The organism is Streptococcus pseudopneumoniae, from assembly GCF_001072375.1.
Taxonomy (GTDB): domain Bacteria; phylum Bacillota; class Bacilli; order Lactobacillales; family Streptococcaceae; genus Streptococcus; species Streptococcus pseudopneumoniae_L.
Genome location: NZ_JVKV01000099.1, coordinates 97,397 through 114,161 on the forward strand (window position 1 = coordinate 97,397; position 16,765 = coordinate 114,161).

A 16,765-nucleotide genomic window follows, 5' to 3' on the forward strand; every position below is an offset into this window, starting at 1 on the left:
CTTAAGAACAATTTCGTAAGCAGGCGTTTTTGAGTATTTTATTAAGAAATATGCTATACTATTGAAAAAGAAAATCAACAATGTTCATTTTTTCAGAAATATTCTATAAAGAGGTTATGAGCCAATATACTATCAGTTTCAAGTTCTAAACTAGCGACTTGGTAAAAAAATATTGGTCTGGTACAAGATCAACTAAGAGATTTTTTAGGGTTTCAACTTGGATAATTGTTCACTATTAAGTGATTTAGTTACTCTATCCCCCCTTTTTTATTTTGTTTTTGGCCGAAATGGATATTGTTCTGTGTTAGAAACGGAGTTTAATCATGAAAGCTATTATTACTGTTGTTGGTAAAGATAAATCTGGAATTGTTGCAGGTGTTGCGACAAAAATTGCTGAATTAGGCTTAAATATTGATGATATCTCACAAACAGTCTTGGATGAATTCTTTACAATGATGGCTGTGGTATCTAGTGATGAAAAACAAGATTTTACTTATCTTAGAAACGAATTTGAGGTTTTTGGTCAGACTTTGAATGTCAAAATCAATATTCAAAGTGCAGCTATTTTTGATGCTATGTACAACATCTAGGAGGGGTCATGGATATTAGACAAGTTACCGAAACAATCGCTATGATTGAGGAGCAAAACTTTGACATTAGAACCATTACCATGGGGATTTCCCTTTTGGACTGTATTGATCCTGATATTCATCGTGCTGCGGAGAAAATTTATCAAAAGATTACAACCAAGGCGGCTAATTTAGTGGCTGTTGGAGATGAAATTGCGGCTGAGTTAGGAATTCCCATTGTAAATAAACGTGTGTCCGTAACTCCAATTTCCTTGATTGGTGCTGCTACAGATGCGAAGGACTATGTCCCATTAGCCAAAGCTTTGGACAGAGCTGCTAAGGAAATTGGTGTTGACTTCATTGGTGGTTTTTCTGCCTTGGTACAAAAGGGTTACCAAAAAGGTGATGAGATTCTCATCAATTCGATTCCTCGTGCTTTGGCAGAAACAGATAAGGTTTGTTCATCGGTAAATATCGGTTCTACCAAATCGGGTATCAATATGACTGCAGTAGCGGATATGGGGCGTATTATCAAGGAGACAGCTTCTCTATCTGATATGGGTGCGGCTAAATTAGTTGTATTTGCCAACGCGGTAGAGGACAATCCTTTTATGGCAGGCGCTTTTCATGGTGTAGGTGAAGCAGATGTCATCATCAATGTAGGTGTTTCAGGACCGGGTGTTGTCAAACGTGCCTTGGAAAAGGTTCGAGGTCAGAGCTTTGATGTTGTTGCTGAAACTGTTAAAAAAACAGCCTTCAAGATTACCCGTATTGGTCAATTGGTTGGTCAAATGGCTAGTGAGCGCCTCGGAGTTGATTTTGGGATTGTAGATTTGAGTTTAGCTCCAACTCCGGCAGTGGGTGATTCTGTAGCTCGTGTTCTTGAAGAAATGGGGCTAGAGACAGTTGGGACTCATGGAACGACTGCTGCCTTGGCTCTCTTGAACGACCAAGTTAAGAAGGGCGGAGTTATGGCCTGCAATCAAGTGGGTGGTTTGTCTGGTGCCTTTATCCCTGTTTCTGAGGATGAGGGAATGATTGCTGCTGTGCAAAATGGCTCTCTTAATTTGGAAAAACTAGAAGCTATGACGGCTATCTGTTCAGTTGGTTTGGATATGATTGCCATTCCTGAAGATACACCTGCAGAAACGATTGCGGCAATGATTGCGGATGAAGCTGCTATCGGGGTCATCAATATGAAAACAACAGCTGTACGTATTATTCCAAAAGGAAAAGAAGGCGATATGATTGAGTTTGGTGGGCTTTTAGGAACAGCTCCAGTCATGAAAGTCAACGGTGCATCGTCTGTTGATTTCATTGCTCGTGGAGGGCAAATTCCAGCTCCAATCCATAGTTTTAAAAATTAAAAAGAAATGGAATCTGTTTAAGTTGGGTTTAAGGATAGACAGGTATACTATAATCATTAAATAAAGACCTCCTAACTTTATTTAATAGAAATCCTAACTTTTTCATAATAATCTCCTAAAAAAGTCACTCCAAAGGGTGACTTTTGTTTTTTCTGATCAGAAATAAGCAGACTTGTATGCCCAAATTTGAGAAATTTTTGAAAAAAGATGATGATTTTAGAGTGAAAAAAAGTCTTTTCATTAGCTAAACATAGGCTAAAACCTTGCTATGATTGGCTTTTTGAAAAATTATGGTATAATAGTAGTAGTTTTAATAGATGGAGTTAAATTTTGAAAAAACGCTTTCGTGTAAAAAAAGAGAAAGATTTTAATGCAATATTTAAAGAAGGGAAGAGTTTTGCTAATCGTAAATTTGTTATTTATCGATTAGAAAATAATGAGCAGCATTTTCGAGTTGGTCTGTCTGTCAGCAAAAAATTGGGAAACGCTGTCATGAGAAATCAGATCAAAAGAAGAATTCGACATATTCTGATTGAACATAAAAATCAGCTGGTTGAAAATGTAGATTTTGTTGTGATTGCTCGAAAAGGTGTTGAAATCTTGGACTATGCGGAAATGGAAAAAAATCTGCTTCACGTATTAAAGTTATCAAAGATTTACCAGGAAGGAATTGGGAGTGAAAAAGAAATTACAGTTGACTAGCTTAATGGTGCTTGCTTTGTTTGTGATGAGCGCCTGCACAGCTAGTGGTACGCCGAGTGAGATTACAGCGGAATCAACAGATTTTTGGAGTAAATTTGTTTATTTTTTTGCTGAAACCATTCGCTTTTTATCATTTGACACAAGTATTGGTCTGGGGATTATATTATTTACCCTTCTGATTAGAACGATTCTTCTACCAGTTTTTCAAATACAAATGGTGGCATCCAGAAAGATGCAAGAAGTACAACCACTTGTTAAGGAGTTGCGAGAACGTTATCCGGGACGGGATATGGAGAGCCGTACTAAGCTGGATCAAGAAATGCGTCAGTTGTTCAAGCAACATGGTGTGAAGCAGTCAGCTTCTCTTTGGCCAATCTTAATCCAGATGCCAGTCTTGTTGGCCTTGTTCCAAGCTTTGAGTAGAGTAGAATTTTTAAAAACAGGTCATTTCTTATGGATTAACCTTGGTGGTGTAGATACGACTTTTGTTTTGCCAATTTTGGCAACTATCTTTACTTTCCTTAGCACTTGGTTATCCAATAAGGCCATGGTTGAGAAAAATGGTGCCATGACAGGAATGATGTATGCAATGCCAGTCATGATTTTCTTCTTTGCTATGTATTCACCAAGTGGGGTTGCCTTATACTGGGCGGTATCCAATGCTTATCAGGTGCTACAAACCTATCTGCTCAACAATCCATTTAAGATTATTGCAGAGCGTGAGGCGGGAGTACAGGCTCAGAAGGATTTAGAAGGTAAGAAGAGAAAAGCTCTGAAGAAAGCACAGAAAAAGAAAAAGTAAAAGTAAGGAGGAATCTTGTAATGGTATTATTTACAGGTTCAACGGTTGAAGAAGCGATCCAAACGGGATTGAAGGAATTGGGGATTCCTAGAATGAAGGCGCATATCAAGGTTGTCTCGAGGGAGAAAAAAGGTTTCTTTGGCCTTTTTGGGAAGAAACCAGCGCAAGTTGATATCGAAGCAATTAGTGAGACAACTGTTGTGAAGGCAAATCAGCAAGCAGTTAAGGGAGTTCCAAAGGAAGTTAATGCTAAGAACGAACCCGTTAAGACTGTTAGTGAGGCAACAGTAGACTTAGGTCATGTTGTTGAAGCAATCAAAAAAATCGAGGAAGAAGGACAAGGGATCTCTGAAGAAGTTAAGGCCGAAATTCTTAAAAATGAGAAAGAAGCTAGTACAATTTTAGAGGAAACTGGTCATATTGCCATTCTAAAAGATTTACTGCCAGAAGAATCTAAAGAGCAGGAAGAATTCGAGCAGAATGATGATTTAGAAAATCTAGGCTTGAAGATTGAGCCGACCTACGATATTGACCAGGTTGTTGAAGAAGTGACCAACTATGTTCAAGGTATTATTGATGATATGGATGTTGAGGGAGCAATCTCAAGCACTTCAAATCGCCGTTCTATCAATATGCAAATTGATACTAATGAACCAGGTCGTATTATCGGTTACCACGGGAAGGTCTTGAAATCTCTCCAACTCTTAGCACAGAATTATCTCTATAACCGCTATTCAAGAACCTTCTATATTACCATCAATGTTAATGACTATGTAGAGCACCGTGCAGAAGTCTTGCAAAGCTATGCACAGAAGTTAGCTACACGTGTCCTAGAAGAGGGGCGAAGCCAGGTGACTGATCCAATGTCTAGTAGCGAACGTAAAATTATCCATCGTATCATCTCACGTATGGAAGGTGTCACTAGTTATTCAGAAGGTGATGAGCCAAATCGTTACGTTGTCGTGGATACAGAATAGTCAAAGCAAAATCAGGGTATCCCTGATTTTTTGCTAGCTAAGGGAGATTGAGCCTATGTTGAATACAATGAGAGACTACCTTGCATACTCTGGCTTACAGTATCAAAAACCAGAGAAGGCAGGACAAGATGCAGAGAAAATGCTTTATTTGAGGAGTAAGGGACAGGAAGCTAGAAAGACTTTTACAGAACTGGGCAAAGCTTTTCAATCAAGGCATCCAGAATGGATACTGCAAGGAACGAGTCAGTGGATGAATCAATCCCAACGTTTGCGACCACATTTCTGGGCCTATTTACAGCGTGAAGGGGAAGTGACGGAGCCTATGTTGGCCCTTCGTTTGTATGGAAGCCCTTCTGATTTTGGAGTTTCACTAGAAGTGAGTTTTATTGAACGTAAGAAGGATGAGCGAACATTAGACAAACAAGCCAAGGTCTTAGAAGTTCCAGTGGTAGAAGGGATTTACTATCTAGTCTACTCAGATGGAGAAAGTCAAAAGATGGAGGCTACTGAGGAAAATCGCCAAATTTTAAGAGAAAAACTATTCCATCAGGAAGTCCGAAAAGTTTTAGTGAAGGTAGATGTTCCAGTGACAGACGTACAAATTCTAGACAAGTTTTTAGATGAATTAGATAAAGCTTTTGAAAAACTATTACCTTACTATCAAGCAACTAGAAATTAGTATAATCCATTGATTCATTTTATAGTAAATTGTTTTATTGCTATTCTAGATATTTTTTCATATAATAGTAAAATAAGATGCGTGATAGACCTATCACCTCAAAGAGAAAGGAAATTCTATGTCAAATCTATCTGTTAATGCGATTCGTTTTCTAGGTATTGACGCTATCAATAAAGCGAACTCAGGTCACCCAGGGGTGGTTATGGGAGCTGCACCGATGGCCTACAGCCTATTCACTAAAGAACTTCGTATCAATCCAGCTCAACCAAACTGGATTAACCGCGACCGTTTCATTCTTTCAGCTGGTCACGGATCAATGCTTCTCTATGCCCTTCTTCACCTTTCTGGATTTGAAGATGTGAGCATGGATGAAGTAAAGAACTTCCGTCAGTGGGGCTCTAAAACTCCAGGTCACCCAGAATTTGGGCATACTGCAGGGGTTGATGCAACAACAGGTCCTCTAGGACAAGGGATTGCGACTGCGACAGGTTTTGCACAAGCAGACCGTTTCCTTGCAGCTAAGTACAACCGTGAAGGTTATAACATCTTTGACCACTACACTTACGTTATCTGTGGAGATGGTGACTTGATGGAAGGTGTCTCAAGCGAAGCTGCTTCTTATGCAGGCTTGCAAAAGCTTGACAAGTTGGTTGTTCTTTATGATTCAAATGATATCAACTTGGATGGTGAGACAAAAGATTCATTCACAGAAAGTGTTCGCGATCGTTACAATGCCTACGGTTGGCATACAGCCTTGGTAGAAGATGGAACAGACTTAGAAGCTATTCATGCTGCTATTGAAGAAGCTAAGGCTTCAGGCAAACCATCTTTGATCGAAGTGAAAACTGTTATTGGTTATGGTTCTCCAAACAAACAAGGGACTAATGCGGTACACGGTGCTCCTCTTGGTACAGACGAAACTGCTGCAACTCGCCAAGCCCTTGGTTGGGACTACGAACCATTTGAAATCCCAGCGGAAGTTTATGCTGATTTCAAAGAAAATGTTGCAGACCGTGGAGCATCAGCATATGAAGCATGGATAAAACTAGTCGCAGATTATAAAGAAGCTCACCCAGAACTTGCTGCAGAAGTGGAAGCAATCATCGAAGGACGCGATCCAGTTGAGGTGACTCCAGAAGACTTCCCAGCTTTAGAAAATGGCTTCTCTCAAGCTACTCGTAACTCAAGTCAGGATGCTTTGAATGTAGTAGCTGCTAAATTGCCAACCTTCCTCGGTGGATCAGCTGACCTTGCTCATTCAAATATGACTTACATCAAAACGGATGGACTTCAAGATGATGCAAATCGCTTAAATCGTAACATCCAATTTGGTGTTCGTGAATTTGCAATGGGAACTGTTTTGAACGGAATGGCTCTTCACGGTGGGCTTCGAGTTTATGGCGGAACATTCTTCGTATTCTCAGATTACCTTAAAGCGGCAGTTCGTTTGTCAGCCCTACAAGGTCTTCCTGTAACCTATGTCTTTACTCACGATTCAATCGCAGTTGGTGAAGATGGGCCAACTCATGAACCGATTGAGCACTTGGCAGGCCTTCGTGCGATTCCAAACCTCAACGTTTTCCGTCCAGCAGATGCGCGTGAAACTCAAGCAGCTTGGTATCTCGCAGTGAAGAGTGAGAAAACACCAACTGCCCTTGTCTTGACTCGTCAAAACTTGACTGTTGAAGAAGGAACAGACTTTGACAAGGTTGCGAAAGGTGCTTATGTCGTTTATGAAAATGCAGCAGACTTCGACACTATCTTGATTGCAACAGGTTCAGAAGTGAATCTTGCTGTTGCAGCTGCTAAAGAATTGGCAAGTCAAGGTGGCAAAGTTCGCGTAGTCAGCATGCCATCTACAGATGTATTTGACGCACAAGATGCAGCCTACAAAGAAGAAATCTTACCAAATGCAGTTCGTCGCCGTGTAGCAGTTGAAATGGGAGCAACTCAAAACTGGTATAAATACGTTGGTCTTGATGGAGCAGTTCTTGGTATTGATACCTTTGGAGCATCTGCCCCAGCACCAAAAGTTTTAGCAGAATATGGATTTACAGTTGAAAACTTAGTAGAACTTGTAAACAACTTGAAATAAGAAAAATCAGGGCATTTGCTCTGGTTTTTTATTGACCTAAAATCAAGGTGCAATCTTGTAAAAACAAGTGAAATTTGATATAGTAGTTTTATCTGAATTACAAAGGAGAAAAAATAATGGGTGGGAATTTAACATTCTTGATTATGCTTGTTTTGATGTTCGGCTTGATGTTCTTCATGCAACGTTCTCAAAAAAAACAAGCTGAAAAACGTATGGAGAGCCTCAACAAACTTCAAAAAGGCTACGAAGTAATCACTATCGGTGGTCTCTACGGTACAGTCGACGAAGTTGATACTGAAAACAAAACGATTGTACTTGATGTAGACGGAGTATACTTGACTTTCGAATTAGGTGCAATTAGAACAGTTTTGCCAGTCAAAGAAGCTGTCACACCTGAAGGTGCAGTTATCGAAGAAGGCAGTGCTATTGAAGAATAAAACGGGGTGGAATGCATTCCCGTTTTTCTATAAATGAGAGGAACAATGATGAAAAATGTTGTCTTTGTCTGTCTTGGCAATATTTGTCGTAGTCCTATGGCGGAATTTGTAATGAAATCCCTGACCGATAAATGTGAGATTCAAAGTCGAGCGACTTCTTCCTGGGAACACGGTAATCCAATCCACAAAGGGACGCAAGGCATCTTTCGAAGTCATGGCGTTCCTTATGATACTTCGAAAACTTCCCAACAAATTTCTAAAAAAGATTTTGAGTATTTTGACTATATCATTGGGATGGATGAGTCTAATCTCGCTGATTTGCATCAGATGTGTCCACAGGATCAACAATATAAGATACAGCCTTTTGCATCTGAAAGCGTTCCAGATCCCTGGTATACAGGTGATTTTGAAGAAACTTATGACCGAGTTTTAACTGGTTGCCAGGCTTGGTTAAGTCGCTTAGAAAATGAGAGTGAACATGGAAAATTTAAAAAAACTCTATGAAAAATATAGTGTCTATTTAACACGTCCCCGTTTAGAAATTGCGACAGTGATCGTCATTGTTGTCTGTGCAGGTCTCGTATTTCTGACCAATCTTCCAAAACAGGGCGTTCTTAAGCTTGATAACGATGCTATTATTTATGACGGGAGCCTAGTTCGTGGTAAGATGAATGGTCAGGGCACTGTTACCTTCTCAAACGGTGATACCTATACTGGAGAATTTAGCAATGGTGCCTTCAATGGTAAAGGTACCTACCAAGCTAAAGCAGGTTGGGTATATGAGGGAGACTTTGTAAATGGCCAAGCTGAAGGAAAAGGAAAGCTGACTACCGAACAAGAAGTAGTCTATGAAGGGGACTTCAAACAAGGTTTATTTCAACAAGCACAATAACCTCCTCCTAGAAGGAGGTATTCTTCCAAAACTCTAGAAAACGCTTACATGGAAACAAAAGACATTTCCAACCCCTTTTTACAACTAAGTTTGTGAAAAATAAATTTTTTTAAAAATATTCACAAACTAGTGCCTCAAAAGCATCTGCAAAAGGGTGTTTGAGATCATTTTCACAAACAAACAAAAAAAGTTCGTGAAATGCTCATGAAACTGTTTACAAATGTTTAAAAAAGAGTTATAATAATCTTGTGAAAAAATTAACAAAGGACTTGCAATCCTTGAAAGCTATGGAGGAAAATATGGCTGATAAAAAAACTGTAACACCAGAAGAAAAGAAACTCGCTGCTGAAAAGCATGTCGATGGTTTGGTGCAAAAAGCTTTAGTTGCCCTTGAAGAAATGCGTAAACTTGATCAAGATCAAGTCGATTATATCGTAGCAAAAGCTTCAGTTGCTGCACTTGATGCTCACGGAGAATTGGCTTTACATGCCTTTGAAGAAACAGGACGTGGAGTATTTGAAGATAAAGCAACTAAAAACCTATTTGCTTGTGAGCACGTGGTAAATAACATGCGCCACACTAAAACAGTTGGTGTTATCGAAGAAGATGATGTAACAGGATTGACTCTTATCGCTGAACCAGTTGGTGTTGTTTGTGGTATCACTCCAACAACTAACCCAACTTCAACAGCAATCTTTAAAGCGTTGATTTCATTGAAGACTCGTAATCCTATTGTCTTTGCCTTCCACCCATCAGCTCAAGAATCATCAGCTCACGCAGCTCAAATCGTTCGTGATGCAGCGATTAAAGCAGGTGCTCCTGAAAACTGTGTACAGTGGATTACTGAACCGTCTATGGAAGCAACTAGTGCATTGATGAACCACGAAGGTATTGCAACAATCCTTGCAACAGGTGGTAATGCCATGGTTAAAGCGGCATACTCATGTGGTAAACCAGCTCTTGGGGTAGGTGCCGGAAACGTTCCAGCTTATGTTGAAAAATCAGCTAACATCCGCCAAGCTGCTCACGATATCGTAATGTCTAAATCATTTGACAATGGTATGGTCTGTGCATCTGAACAAGCTGTTATCATTGATAAAGAAATTTACGATGAATTTGTAGCAGAGTTCAAATCTTATCACACTTACTTTGTAAACAAAAAAGAAAAAGCTCTTCTTGAAGAGTTCTGCTTCGGCGTGAAAGCAAATAGCAAAAACTGTGCTGGTGCAAAATTGAACGCTGACATCGTTGGTAAACCAGCAACTTGGATTGCAGAACAAGCAGGATTTACTGTTCCAGAAGGAACAAACATTCTTGCTGCAGAATGTAAAGAAGTTGGTGAAAACGAGCCATTGACTCGTGAAAAATTGTCACCAGTTATCGCAGTTTTGAAATCTGAAAGCCGTGAAGATGGTATTGCTAAAGCTCGTCAAATGGTTGAATTTAACGGTCTTGGACACTCAGCAGCCATCCATACAGCTGATGAAGAATTGACTAAAGAATTTGGTAAAGCTGTTAAAGCTATTCGTGTTATCTGTAACTCACCTTCTACTTTCGGTGGTATCGGGGATGTTTATAATGCCTTCTTGCCATCATTGACACTCGGATGTGGTTCTTACGGACGTAACTCAGTTGGGGATAACGTTAGCGCCATTAACCTCTTGAATATCAAAAAAGTCGGAAGACGGAGAAATAACATGCAATGGATGAAACTTCCTTCAAAAACATACTTTGAACGTGATTCAATTCAATACCTTCAAAAATGTCGTGACGTTGAGCGTGTCATGATCGTTACTGACCACGCTATGGTAGAGCTTGGCTTCCTTGATCGTATCATCGAACAACTTGACCTTCGTCGCAATAAGGTTGTTTACCAAATCTTTGCTGATGTAGAACCAGATCCAGATATCACTACAGTTGAACGTGGTACTGAGATCATGCGTGCTTTCAAACCAGATACAATCATCGCTCTTGGTGGTGGTTCACCAATGGATGCTGCTAAAGTAATGTGGCTCTTCTATGAGCAACCAGAAGTGGACTTCCGTGACCTTGTACAAAAATTCATGGATATCCGTAAACGTGCTTTCAAATTCCCATTGCTTGGTAAGAAGACTAAATTCATCGCTATCCCAACTACATCTGGTACAGGATCTGAAGTAACTCCATTTGCCGTTATCTCTGATAAAGCAAACAACCGTAAATACCCAATCGCTGACTATTCATTGACACCAACTGTGGCAATCGTAGACCCTGCTTTGGTATTGACAGTTCCTGGATTTGTAGCTGCTGATACTGGTATGGACGTATTGACTCACGCAACTGAAGCATACGTATCACAAATGGCTAGCGACTACACTGACGGACTTGCACTTCAAGCCATCAAGCTTGTATTTGAAAACCTTGAAAGCTCAGTTAAGAACGCAGACTTCCATTCACGTGAGAAAATGCATAACGCTTCAACAATCGCTGGTATGGCCTTTGCCAATGCCTTCCTAGGTATTTCTCACTCAATGGCCCATAAGATTGGTGCGCAATTCCACACAATCCACGGTCGTACAAATGCTATCTTGCTTCCATACGTCATTCGCTACAACGGTACACGTCCAGCTAAGACAGCAACATGGCCTAAGTACAACTACTACCGTGCAGACGAGAAATATCAAGATATCGCTCGTATGCTTGGACTTCCAGCTTCTACACCAGAAGAAGGGGTTGAATCTTTTGCAAAAGCTGTTTACGAACTCGGTGAGCGCGTAGGTATCGAAATGAACTTCAAAGCACAAGGTGTTGACGAAAAAGAATGGAAAGAACATTCACGTGAGTTGGCCTTCCTTGCTTATGAAGACCAATGTTCACCTGCAAACCCACGTCTTCCAATGGTTGACCATATGCAAGAAATCATCGAAGATGCTTACTATGGTTACAAAGAAAGACCAGGACGCCGTAAATAATTAATTATCAGCCAAAACCGAGGGTAAACCTCGGTTTTTTATGCTTAGAGAATATGTTTTTATTAAGAAATGCATAGAATTGGAGTAGGCTGCAAGGCTAAGTAAAGAAATGAAAATATTGCCAAAGCTTATCAGAAAAACAAGGCCAGCGCTTGCAATTAAACTCAAATAGTTATATAATAGGTATGTTGAAAGGTGATTTGTAGTGATTCAAGTTACTCTTTTCACAATAAAATTTTCATGATTTTCATAAGGAGGAAATCACTAATGGTAGTTAAAGTTGGTATTAACGGTTTCGGACGTATCGGTCGTCTTGCTTTCCGCCGTATCCAAAACGTAGAAGGTGTTGAAGTTACTCGCATCAACGACCTTACAGATCCAGTTATGCTTGCACACTTGTTGAAATATGACACAACTCAAGGTCGTTTCGACGGAACTGTGGAAGTTAAAGAAGGTGGATTTGAAGTTAACGGTAAATTCGTTAAAGTTTCTGCTGAACGTGATCCAGAACAAATTGACTGGGCTAACGACGGTGTAGAAATCGTTCTTGAAGCAACTGGTTTCTTTGCTACTAAAGCAGCTGCTGAAAAACACTTGCACCCAGGTGGAGCTAAAAAAGTTGTTATCACTGCTCCTGGTGGATCAGATGTTAAAACAGTTGTATTTAACACTAACCACGACGTTCTTGACGGTACTGAAACAGTTATCTCAGGTGCTTCATGTACTACAAACTGCTTGGCTCCAATGGCTAAAGCTCTTCAAGACAACTTTGGTGTTGTAGAAGGATTGATGACTACTATCCACGCTTACACTGGTGACCAAATGATCCTTGATGGACCACACCGTAAAGGTGACCTCCGTCGTGCTCGCGCTGGTGCTGCTAACATCGTACCTAACTCAACTGGTGCTGCTAAAGCTATCGGTCTTGTAATCCCAGAATTGAACGGTAAACTTGACGGAGCTGCACAACGCGTTCCTACACCAACTGGTTCAGTAACTGAATTGGTAGTTGTTCTTGAAAAGAACGTTACTGTTGATGAAGTGAATGCAGCTATGAAAGCAGTAGCCAATGAATCATACGGTTACACAGAAGATCCAATCGTATCTTCAGATGTTGTAGGTATGTCTTACGGATCATTGTTTGACGCAACTCAAACTAAAGTTCTTGACGTTGACGGTAAACAATTGGTTAAAGTTGTTTCATGGTACGACAACGAAATGTCATACACTGCACAACTTGTACGTACTCTTGAATACTTTGCTAAAATCGCTAAATAATTCTTGAGTTGATAAAAGCAAGGCCAACTGGTCTTGCTTTTTTTGTATCTATAAGAAAAAATGGATGATAATGTCATCCATTTTGGTTTAATTCTCTTTCAAATGTGCCTGATAGTGCAGTAAAGCTTAATTGGTTTAAAGTCAGAGGATGGACAAAGGATAGTTTAAATGCGTGTAACATTAGTCTGCTAGCTTTGGAATGTGGATTGTAGAGAGGATCTCCAAGGATTGGATGTCCATGGTGAGATAGATGAACCCGAATCTGATGTGTTCGACCTGTTTTTAATCTACATCGGACCAGAGAGGTCTTGTTTTGAAATTGCTTCAATCGAGTTACATGAGTTTCAGCATATTGACCATTTTTGAAATCCACCACCCGTTTTCTACGATCGTGACGATCGCGACCTATTTTATCTCGGAAGATAAGTTCTTTAGAACCTACTTTTCCTTCAACCAGAGCCCAGTACTCGCGGGAAATCTCTTTTTTCTCCAATAATCGATTGAGAATGGGCAGTATAAATGGATTTTTAGCAAAGAGGATGAGACCGCTCGTTTCCTTATCTAGCCGATGGACAACATAGCAAGTCTGGCCTACATAGGCGCTGACATGATTGAGAAGTGCAATTTCTTCTGGTTGATTCCCGTGAGTTTTCATACCTTCGGGTTTGTTCACGATAATCAAATGTTGGTCTTGGTAGACTTCTTGGACAAGATTAGGATTTCCCCAAACAATTTCTTTTGTAGGATAATCCTCCTCATCGAAAATCAGTTGACATTCATCTCCGAATTTGACAGTTTGATGCCAGTGGACTTCTTCTTGATTGATGAGAATGTGCTTTTTTATTCTCAAGAAATGCCGTATTTTTCTCGGAATGAGTAGTTGCTCCTCCAAGAAGACTTTGACAGTCATTTCAGGAAGAGAGTCAGGGATAACAAAGGTAAATTTCATACAGATATTGTAACAAAAAATAGATTATTTGGATAGGGAAACTAGCTAAATTCTTGTCTTCCTAAGGGGAAGATGATAAAATAAACGCATGAAATTAGATACATTATTTGAAAAGTTTCTTTCTTTGTTTAAAAAAGAAGAATCTGAAATGGAAAAAATAGAAATCGACGAAGTTAATAATGAAGAAAATACCTCGACTAATTTAAGAAGGTCAAGAGGTGGGCGAAAGAAAGCTGGGCAAGTCGGACCCATTCGAAAATTTTGGCGTCGCTATCATCTGACCAAAATCTTTCTAATTCTTGGACTAAGTGCAAGCTTGTTTGTTGGGGTTTATCTATTTGCCTTGGCTAAATCGACAAATGTTACAGACTTGCAGAATGCTTTGAAAACACGAACGGTGATTTTTGACAGAGAAGAGAATGAGGCTGGTGCCTTGTCAGGCCAAAAAGGAACTTACGTTGAGCTCTCGGAAATTAGTGAAGATTTGCAGAATGCTGTTATTGCGACAGAAGATAGAAGCTTCTATAAAAATAGTGGAATTAACTATGGTCGTTTTTTTCTAGCTATTCTAACAGCTGGTCGTTCGGGTGGTGGATCTACAATTACTCAACAGTTGGCGAAAAATGCTTATCTTTCACAAGATCAAACTGTGCAGAGAAAGGCCAAAGAATTCTTTCTTGCTTTAGAATTAACCAAAAAATACAGTAAAAAAGAAATTCTAACCATGTATTTGAACAATGCCTACTTCGGTAATGGGGTTTGGGGTGTTGAAGATGCCAGTAAAAAGTACTTTGGTGTTTCGGCATCGGGATTAACTCTTGATGAAGCCGCCACTTTAGCAGGTATGCTTAAAGGCCCAGAATTGTACAATCCTCTGAATTCTATTGAGCATTCAACTAACCGAAGAGATACTGTCTTGCAAAATATGGTGGCTGCAGGCTACCTTGACAAAAATAAGGAAGCAGAAGCATCAAGTGTTGATATGGCTTCTCAGTTGAAAGATAGTTATGAAGGGAAAATATCAGACTACCGTTATCCTTCCTATTTTGATGCAGTTGTTAATGAAGCTATTGAAAAGTATAATCTAACAGAGGAAGAAATCGTTAATAACGGTTATCGAATTTATACGGAGCTAGATCAAAATTACCAAGCAAATATGCAGGTTATCTACCAAAATACTTCTCTCTTTCCGACAGCTGAAGATGGAACACATGCAGAGTCTGGTAGTGTCGCATTAGAACCAAAAACAGGTGGAGTTCGAGGAGTTGTTGGTCGAGTGGCCGGGGATGATAAAGCAGGTTTCAGAAATTTTAACTATGCAACCCAATCCAAAAGAAGTCCAGGGTCTACTATTAAACCCTTGATAGTGTACACACCAGCGGTTGAGGCAGGCTGGTCTCTTAATAAGGAGTTGGATAATCATACCATGCAATATGGTGATTATAAAGTAGACAACTACGCAGGAATCAAGACATCACGAGAAGTACCCATGTATCAAGCTTTGGCTAAATCTTTAAATTTACCTGCAGTAGCTACTGTTAAAGAGCTTGGAATAGATAAAGCCTTTGAAGCGGGTGAAAAGTTTGGTCTAAACATGAGTGATGTAGATCGTGTGCTTGGAGTGGCTTTAGGTGGTGGCGTAGAAACTAACCCTCTTCAGATGGCCCAAGCCTACGCAGTGTTTGCAAATGAAGGACTCATGCCAGACGCTCACTTTATCACTCGTATTGAAAATGCTAGTGGTGAAGTGATTGCTACTCATAAAAACACTCAAAAACGAGTAGTTGACAAATCGGTAGCTGATAAAATGACAAGTATGATGCTCGGAACCTTTACAAATGGTACAGGGATAAGTTCGTCTCCAGATGATTACGTTATGGCTGGAAAAACCGGAACGACAGAGGCTGCCTTCAATCCAGAATATACGAGTGATCAATGGGTGATTGGCTATACACCTGATTTAGTGATTAGCCATTGGCTTGGTTTCCCTACTACTGATGAAAATCACTATTTAGCAGGTTCGACTTCGAATGGTGCTGCTCACATTTTTAGAAGTATGGCAGAAACAATTCTTCCTTATACACCAGGAAGTACTTTTACAGTTGAAAATGCTTATAAAATGAATGGCATTGCACCAGAAAACGCACCTAAACAAACTACAAGTGATACTAGTGCACAGTCTGATGATATACTATCAGATATTCGTGGACGGGCGCAAAATCTGGTCGATGAAGCAGGAAGAGCGTTTTCGGATGCTAAAATTAAAGAAAAAGCTCAGACTGTCTGGGATACCATTGTAGATCTGTTTCGCTAAAACGTTTAAAAGGTAAAAGACAAGGATTCAAATCTTTGTCTTTTTTTATTCTCACTTGTCAGTATTCATACTTCCTGATACACCTTGGACGTGAAAAAACACAAGACAGAAATCAAAGCCCCTCTTTCCCTCTTTCTCTGCTATACTACAAGCAGAGAAAGGGGGAAAGCAAATGCTTGAAAAGTATTATGAGAAAGTAAAAGGTATTGTTCATAGATGCCGAAAAGATTATTATCTCCACCTGTGGGAAAAAGAGGATTGGGATCAAGAAGGACTGATCTGTCTCTATGAACTCCTTGAGGCTCAACCAGACTTAGTGGAAGAGGAAAAGAAACTCTACGTCTACTTCAAAACAAAATTCCGCAATCGAATCCTAGATAGCGTCAGAAAACAAGAGAGTCAAAAACGTCGCCTGGACCGTATGGCCTATGAAGAAGTAGGCGAGATTAGCCATCGCCTACCAGAAGGAGGATTGTGGCTGGATGATTACTACGCCCTTCATGAATTGTTGGATAGTTATAGAAGAAAGTTACCACAAGATAAGCAAGAAGCCTATGAACTCCTCTGGGCAGATGAGCGTTTCAAGGGCCGCAAAGCCATGCTGAAAGAGTTACAGGAAGTAATTCAGTAGAATTGAAAAAAAGTTAAAAAAAGGTGTTGACAAAGTTAGAAAAGTCGGTATAATAGTAAGAGTTGAAAATAACAACTCTGGTCCGTTGGTCAAGGGGTTAAGACACCGCCTTTTCACGGCGG

General features: G+C 39.9%; 14 protein-coding genes and 1 pseudogene. 14 read left to right on the forward strand and 1 reads right to left on the reverse strand.

Annotated elements, in window-relative coordinates; all coding sequences use genetic code 11:
* The first annotated feature begins 323 nt into the window (after positions 1-323).
* The 12 genes and pseudogenes from ADH31_RS08155 to gap all read left to right on the forward strand — a co-directional run bounded on the left by ADH31_RS08155 (position 324) and on the right by gap (position 12,749).
* Positions 324-590 (forward strand): ACT domain-containing protein, encoded by a 267-nt coding sequence (locus ADH31_RS08155; RefSeq protein WP_049510053.1) that lies wholly within the window; start codon positions 324-326, stop codon positions 588-590.
* Between the two features lie 8 nt (positions 591-598).
* Positions 599-1,936, forward strand: coding sequence for a PFL family protein (locus ADH31_RS08160; RefSeq protein ID WP_049510055.1), 1,338 nt, complete (start codon positions 599-601; stop codon positions 1,934-1,936).
* Between the two features lie 330 nt (positions 1,937-2,266).
* Positions 2,267-2,638 carry a ribonuclease P protein component gene (gene rnpA / locus ADH31_RS08165; protein WP_049510057.1) on the forward strand — a complete coding sequence of 124 codons (372 nt, stop codon included), beginning with the start codon at positions 2,267-2,269 and terminating at the stop codon, positions 2,636-2,638.
* Positions 2,613-3,489: pseudogene (locus ADH31_RS08170) on the forward strand (YidC/Oxa1 family membrane protein insertase). Before rnpA ends, ADH31_RS08170 begins: the two are co-directional and overlap by 26 nt.
* Entirely contained in the window at positions 3,461-4,417 is a 957-nt protein-coding gene (gene jag / locus ADH31_RS08175; protein WP_049510059.1) for an RNA-binding cell elongation regulator Jag/EloR, read from the forward strand. Before ADH31_RS08170 ends, jag begins: the two are co-directional and overlap by 29 nt.
* Positions 4,418-4,472: 55 nt before the next feature.
* Positions 4,473-5,096, forward strand: coding sequence for a hypothetical protein (locus ADH31_RS08180; RefSeq protein WP_049510062.1), 624 nt, complete (start codon positions 4,473-4,475; stop codon positions 5,094-5,096).
* Positions 5,097-5,214: 118 nt separating this feature from the next.
* Positions 5,215-7,191 (forward strand): transketolase, encoded by a 1,977-nt coding sequence (gene tkt / locus ADH31_RS08185; RefSeq protein ID WP_049510064.1) that lies wholly within the window; start codon positions 5,215-5,217, stop codon positions 7,189-7,191.
* Positions 7,192-7,307: 116 nt separating this feature from the next.
* Positions 7,308-7,628, forward strand: a complete 321-nt coding sequence (gene yajC, locus ADH31_RS08190; RefSeq protein WP_000509386.1) for a preprotein translocase subunit YajC — start codon at positions 7,308-7,310, stop codon at positions 7,626-7,628.
* A gap of 48 nt (positions 7,629-7,676) precedes the next feature.
* On the forward strand, positions 7,677-8,132 hold the full coding sequence (locus ADH31_RS08195) for a low molecular weight protein-tyrosine-phosphatase (protein ID WP_049510084.1): 456 nt from the start codon (positions 7,677-7,679) through the stop codon (positions 8,130-8,132).
* Positions 8,107-8,520 (forward strand): MORN repeat-containing protein, encoded by a 414-nt coding sequence (locus ADH31_RS08200; protein ID WP_049504892.1) that lies wholly within the window; start codon positions 8,107-8,109, stop codon positions 8,518-8,520. The genes ADH31_RS08195 and ADH31_RS08200 overlap by 26 nt, the downstream gene beginning before the upstream one ends.
* A gap of 299 nt (positions 8,521-8,819) precedes the next feature.
* Positions 8,820-11,471 carry a bifunctional acetaldehyde-CoA/alcohol dehydrogenase gene (gene adhE / locus ADH31_RS08205; RefSeq protein WP_049510067.1) on the forward strand — a complete coding sequence of 884 codons (2,652 nt, stop codon included), beginning with the start codon at positions 8,820-8,822 and terminating at the stop codon, positions 11,469-11,471.
* Between the two features lie 267 nt (positions 11,472-11,738).
* Positions 11,739-12,749: a type I glyceraldehyde-3-phosphate dehydrogenase gene (gene gap / locus ADH31_RS08210; protein ID WP_045762475.1), complete on the forward strand. Its 1,011-nt coding sequence runs from the start codon at positions 11,739-11,741 to the stop codon at positions 12,747-12,749.
* Between the two features lie 73 nt (positions 12,750-12,822).
* Here the strand turns inward: gap and ADH31_RS08215 are convergent, their stop codons facing one another.
* On the reverse strand, positions 12,823-13,698 hold the full coding sequence (locus ADH31_RS08215; RefSeq protein WP_152904350.1) for an RluA family pseudouridine synthase: 876 nt from the start codon (positions 13,696-13,698) through the stop codon (positions 12,823-12,825).
* An 88-nt stretch (positions 13,699-13,786) separates the two neighbouring features.
* Between ADH31_RS08215 and pbp2a the strand changes: the two genes are divergently transcribed.
* Positions 13,787-16,012, forward strand: coding sequence for a penicillin-binding protein PBP2A (gene pbp2a / locus ADH31_RS08220; RefSeq protein WP_049510073.1), 2,226 nt, complete (start codon positions 13,787-13,789; stop codon positions 16,010-16,012).
* Positions 16,013-16,184: 172 nt separating this feature from the next.
* The gene (locus tag ADH31_RS08225) at positions 16,185-16,643 is read left to right on the forward strand and encodes a sigma-70 family RNA polymerase sigma factor (protein ID WP_049510075.1); all 459 of its coding nucleotides are present in this window, start codon (positions 16,185-16,187) and stop codon (positions 16,641-16,643) included.
* The last annotated feature ends 122 nt before the right edge of the window (positions 16,644-16,765 follow it).

Coding starts and splice junctions, on each gene's coding strand:
- yajC (WP_000509386.1), top strand. CDS start 7,308: ATGGGTGGGAATTTAACATTCTTGATTATGCTTGTTTTGATGTTCGGC.
- ADH31_RS08160 (WP_049510055.1), top strand. CDS start 599: ATGGATATTAGACAAGTTACCGAAACAATCGCTATGATTGAGGAGCAA.
- ADH31_RS08195 (WP_049510084.1), top strand. CDS start 7,677: ATGAAAAATGTTGTCTTTGTCTGTCTTGGCAATATTTGTCGTAGTCCT.
- tkt (WP_049510064.1), top strand. CDS start 5,215: ATGTCAAATCTATCTGTTAATGCGATTCGTTTTCTAGGTATTGACGCT.
- ADH31_RS08215 (WP_152904350.1), bottom strand. CDS start 13,698: ATGAAATTTACCTTTGTTATCCCTGACTCTCTTCCTGAAATGACTGTC.
- adhE (WP_049510067.1), top strand. CDS start 8,820: ATGGCTGATAAAAAAACTGTAACACCAGAAGAAAAGAAACTCGCTGCT.
- ADH31_RS08155 (WP_049510053.1), top strand. CDS start 324: ATGAAAGCTATTATTACTGTTGTTGGTAAAGATAAATCTGGAATTGTT.
- pbp2a (WP_049510073.1), top strand. CDS start 13,787: ATGAAATTAGATACATTATTTGAAAAGTTTCTTTCTTTGTTTAAAAAA.
- jag (WP_049510059.1), top strand. CDS start 3,461: ATGGTATTATTTACAGGTTCAACGGTTGAAGAAGCGATCCAAACGGGA.
- ADH31_RS08180 (WP_049510062.1), top strand. CDS start 4,473: ATGTTGAATACAATGAGAGACTACCTTGCATACTCTGGCTTACAGTAT.
- ADH31_RS08200 (WP_049504892.1), top strand. CDS start 8,107: ATGGAAAATTTAAAAAAACTCTATGAAAAATATAGTGTCTATTTAACA.
- gap (WP_045762475.1), top strand. CDS start 11,739: ATGGTAGTTAAAGTTGGTATTAACGGTTTCGGACGTATCGGTCGTCTT.
- ADH31_RS08225 (WP_049510075.1), top strand. CDS start 16,185: ATGCTTGAAAAGTATTATGAGAAAGTAAAAGGTATTGTTCATAGATGC.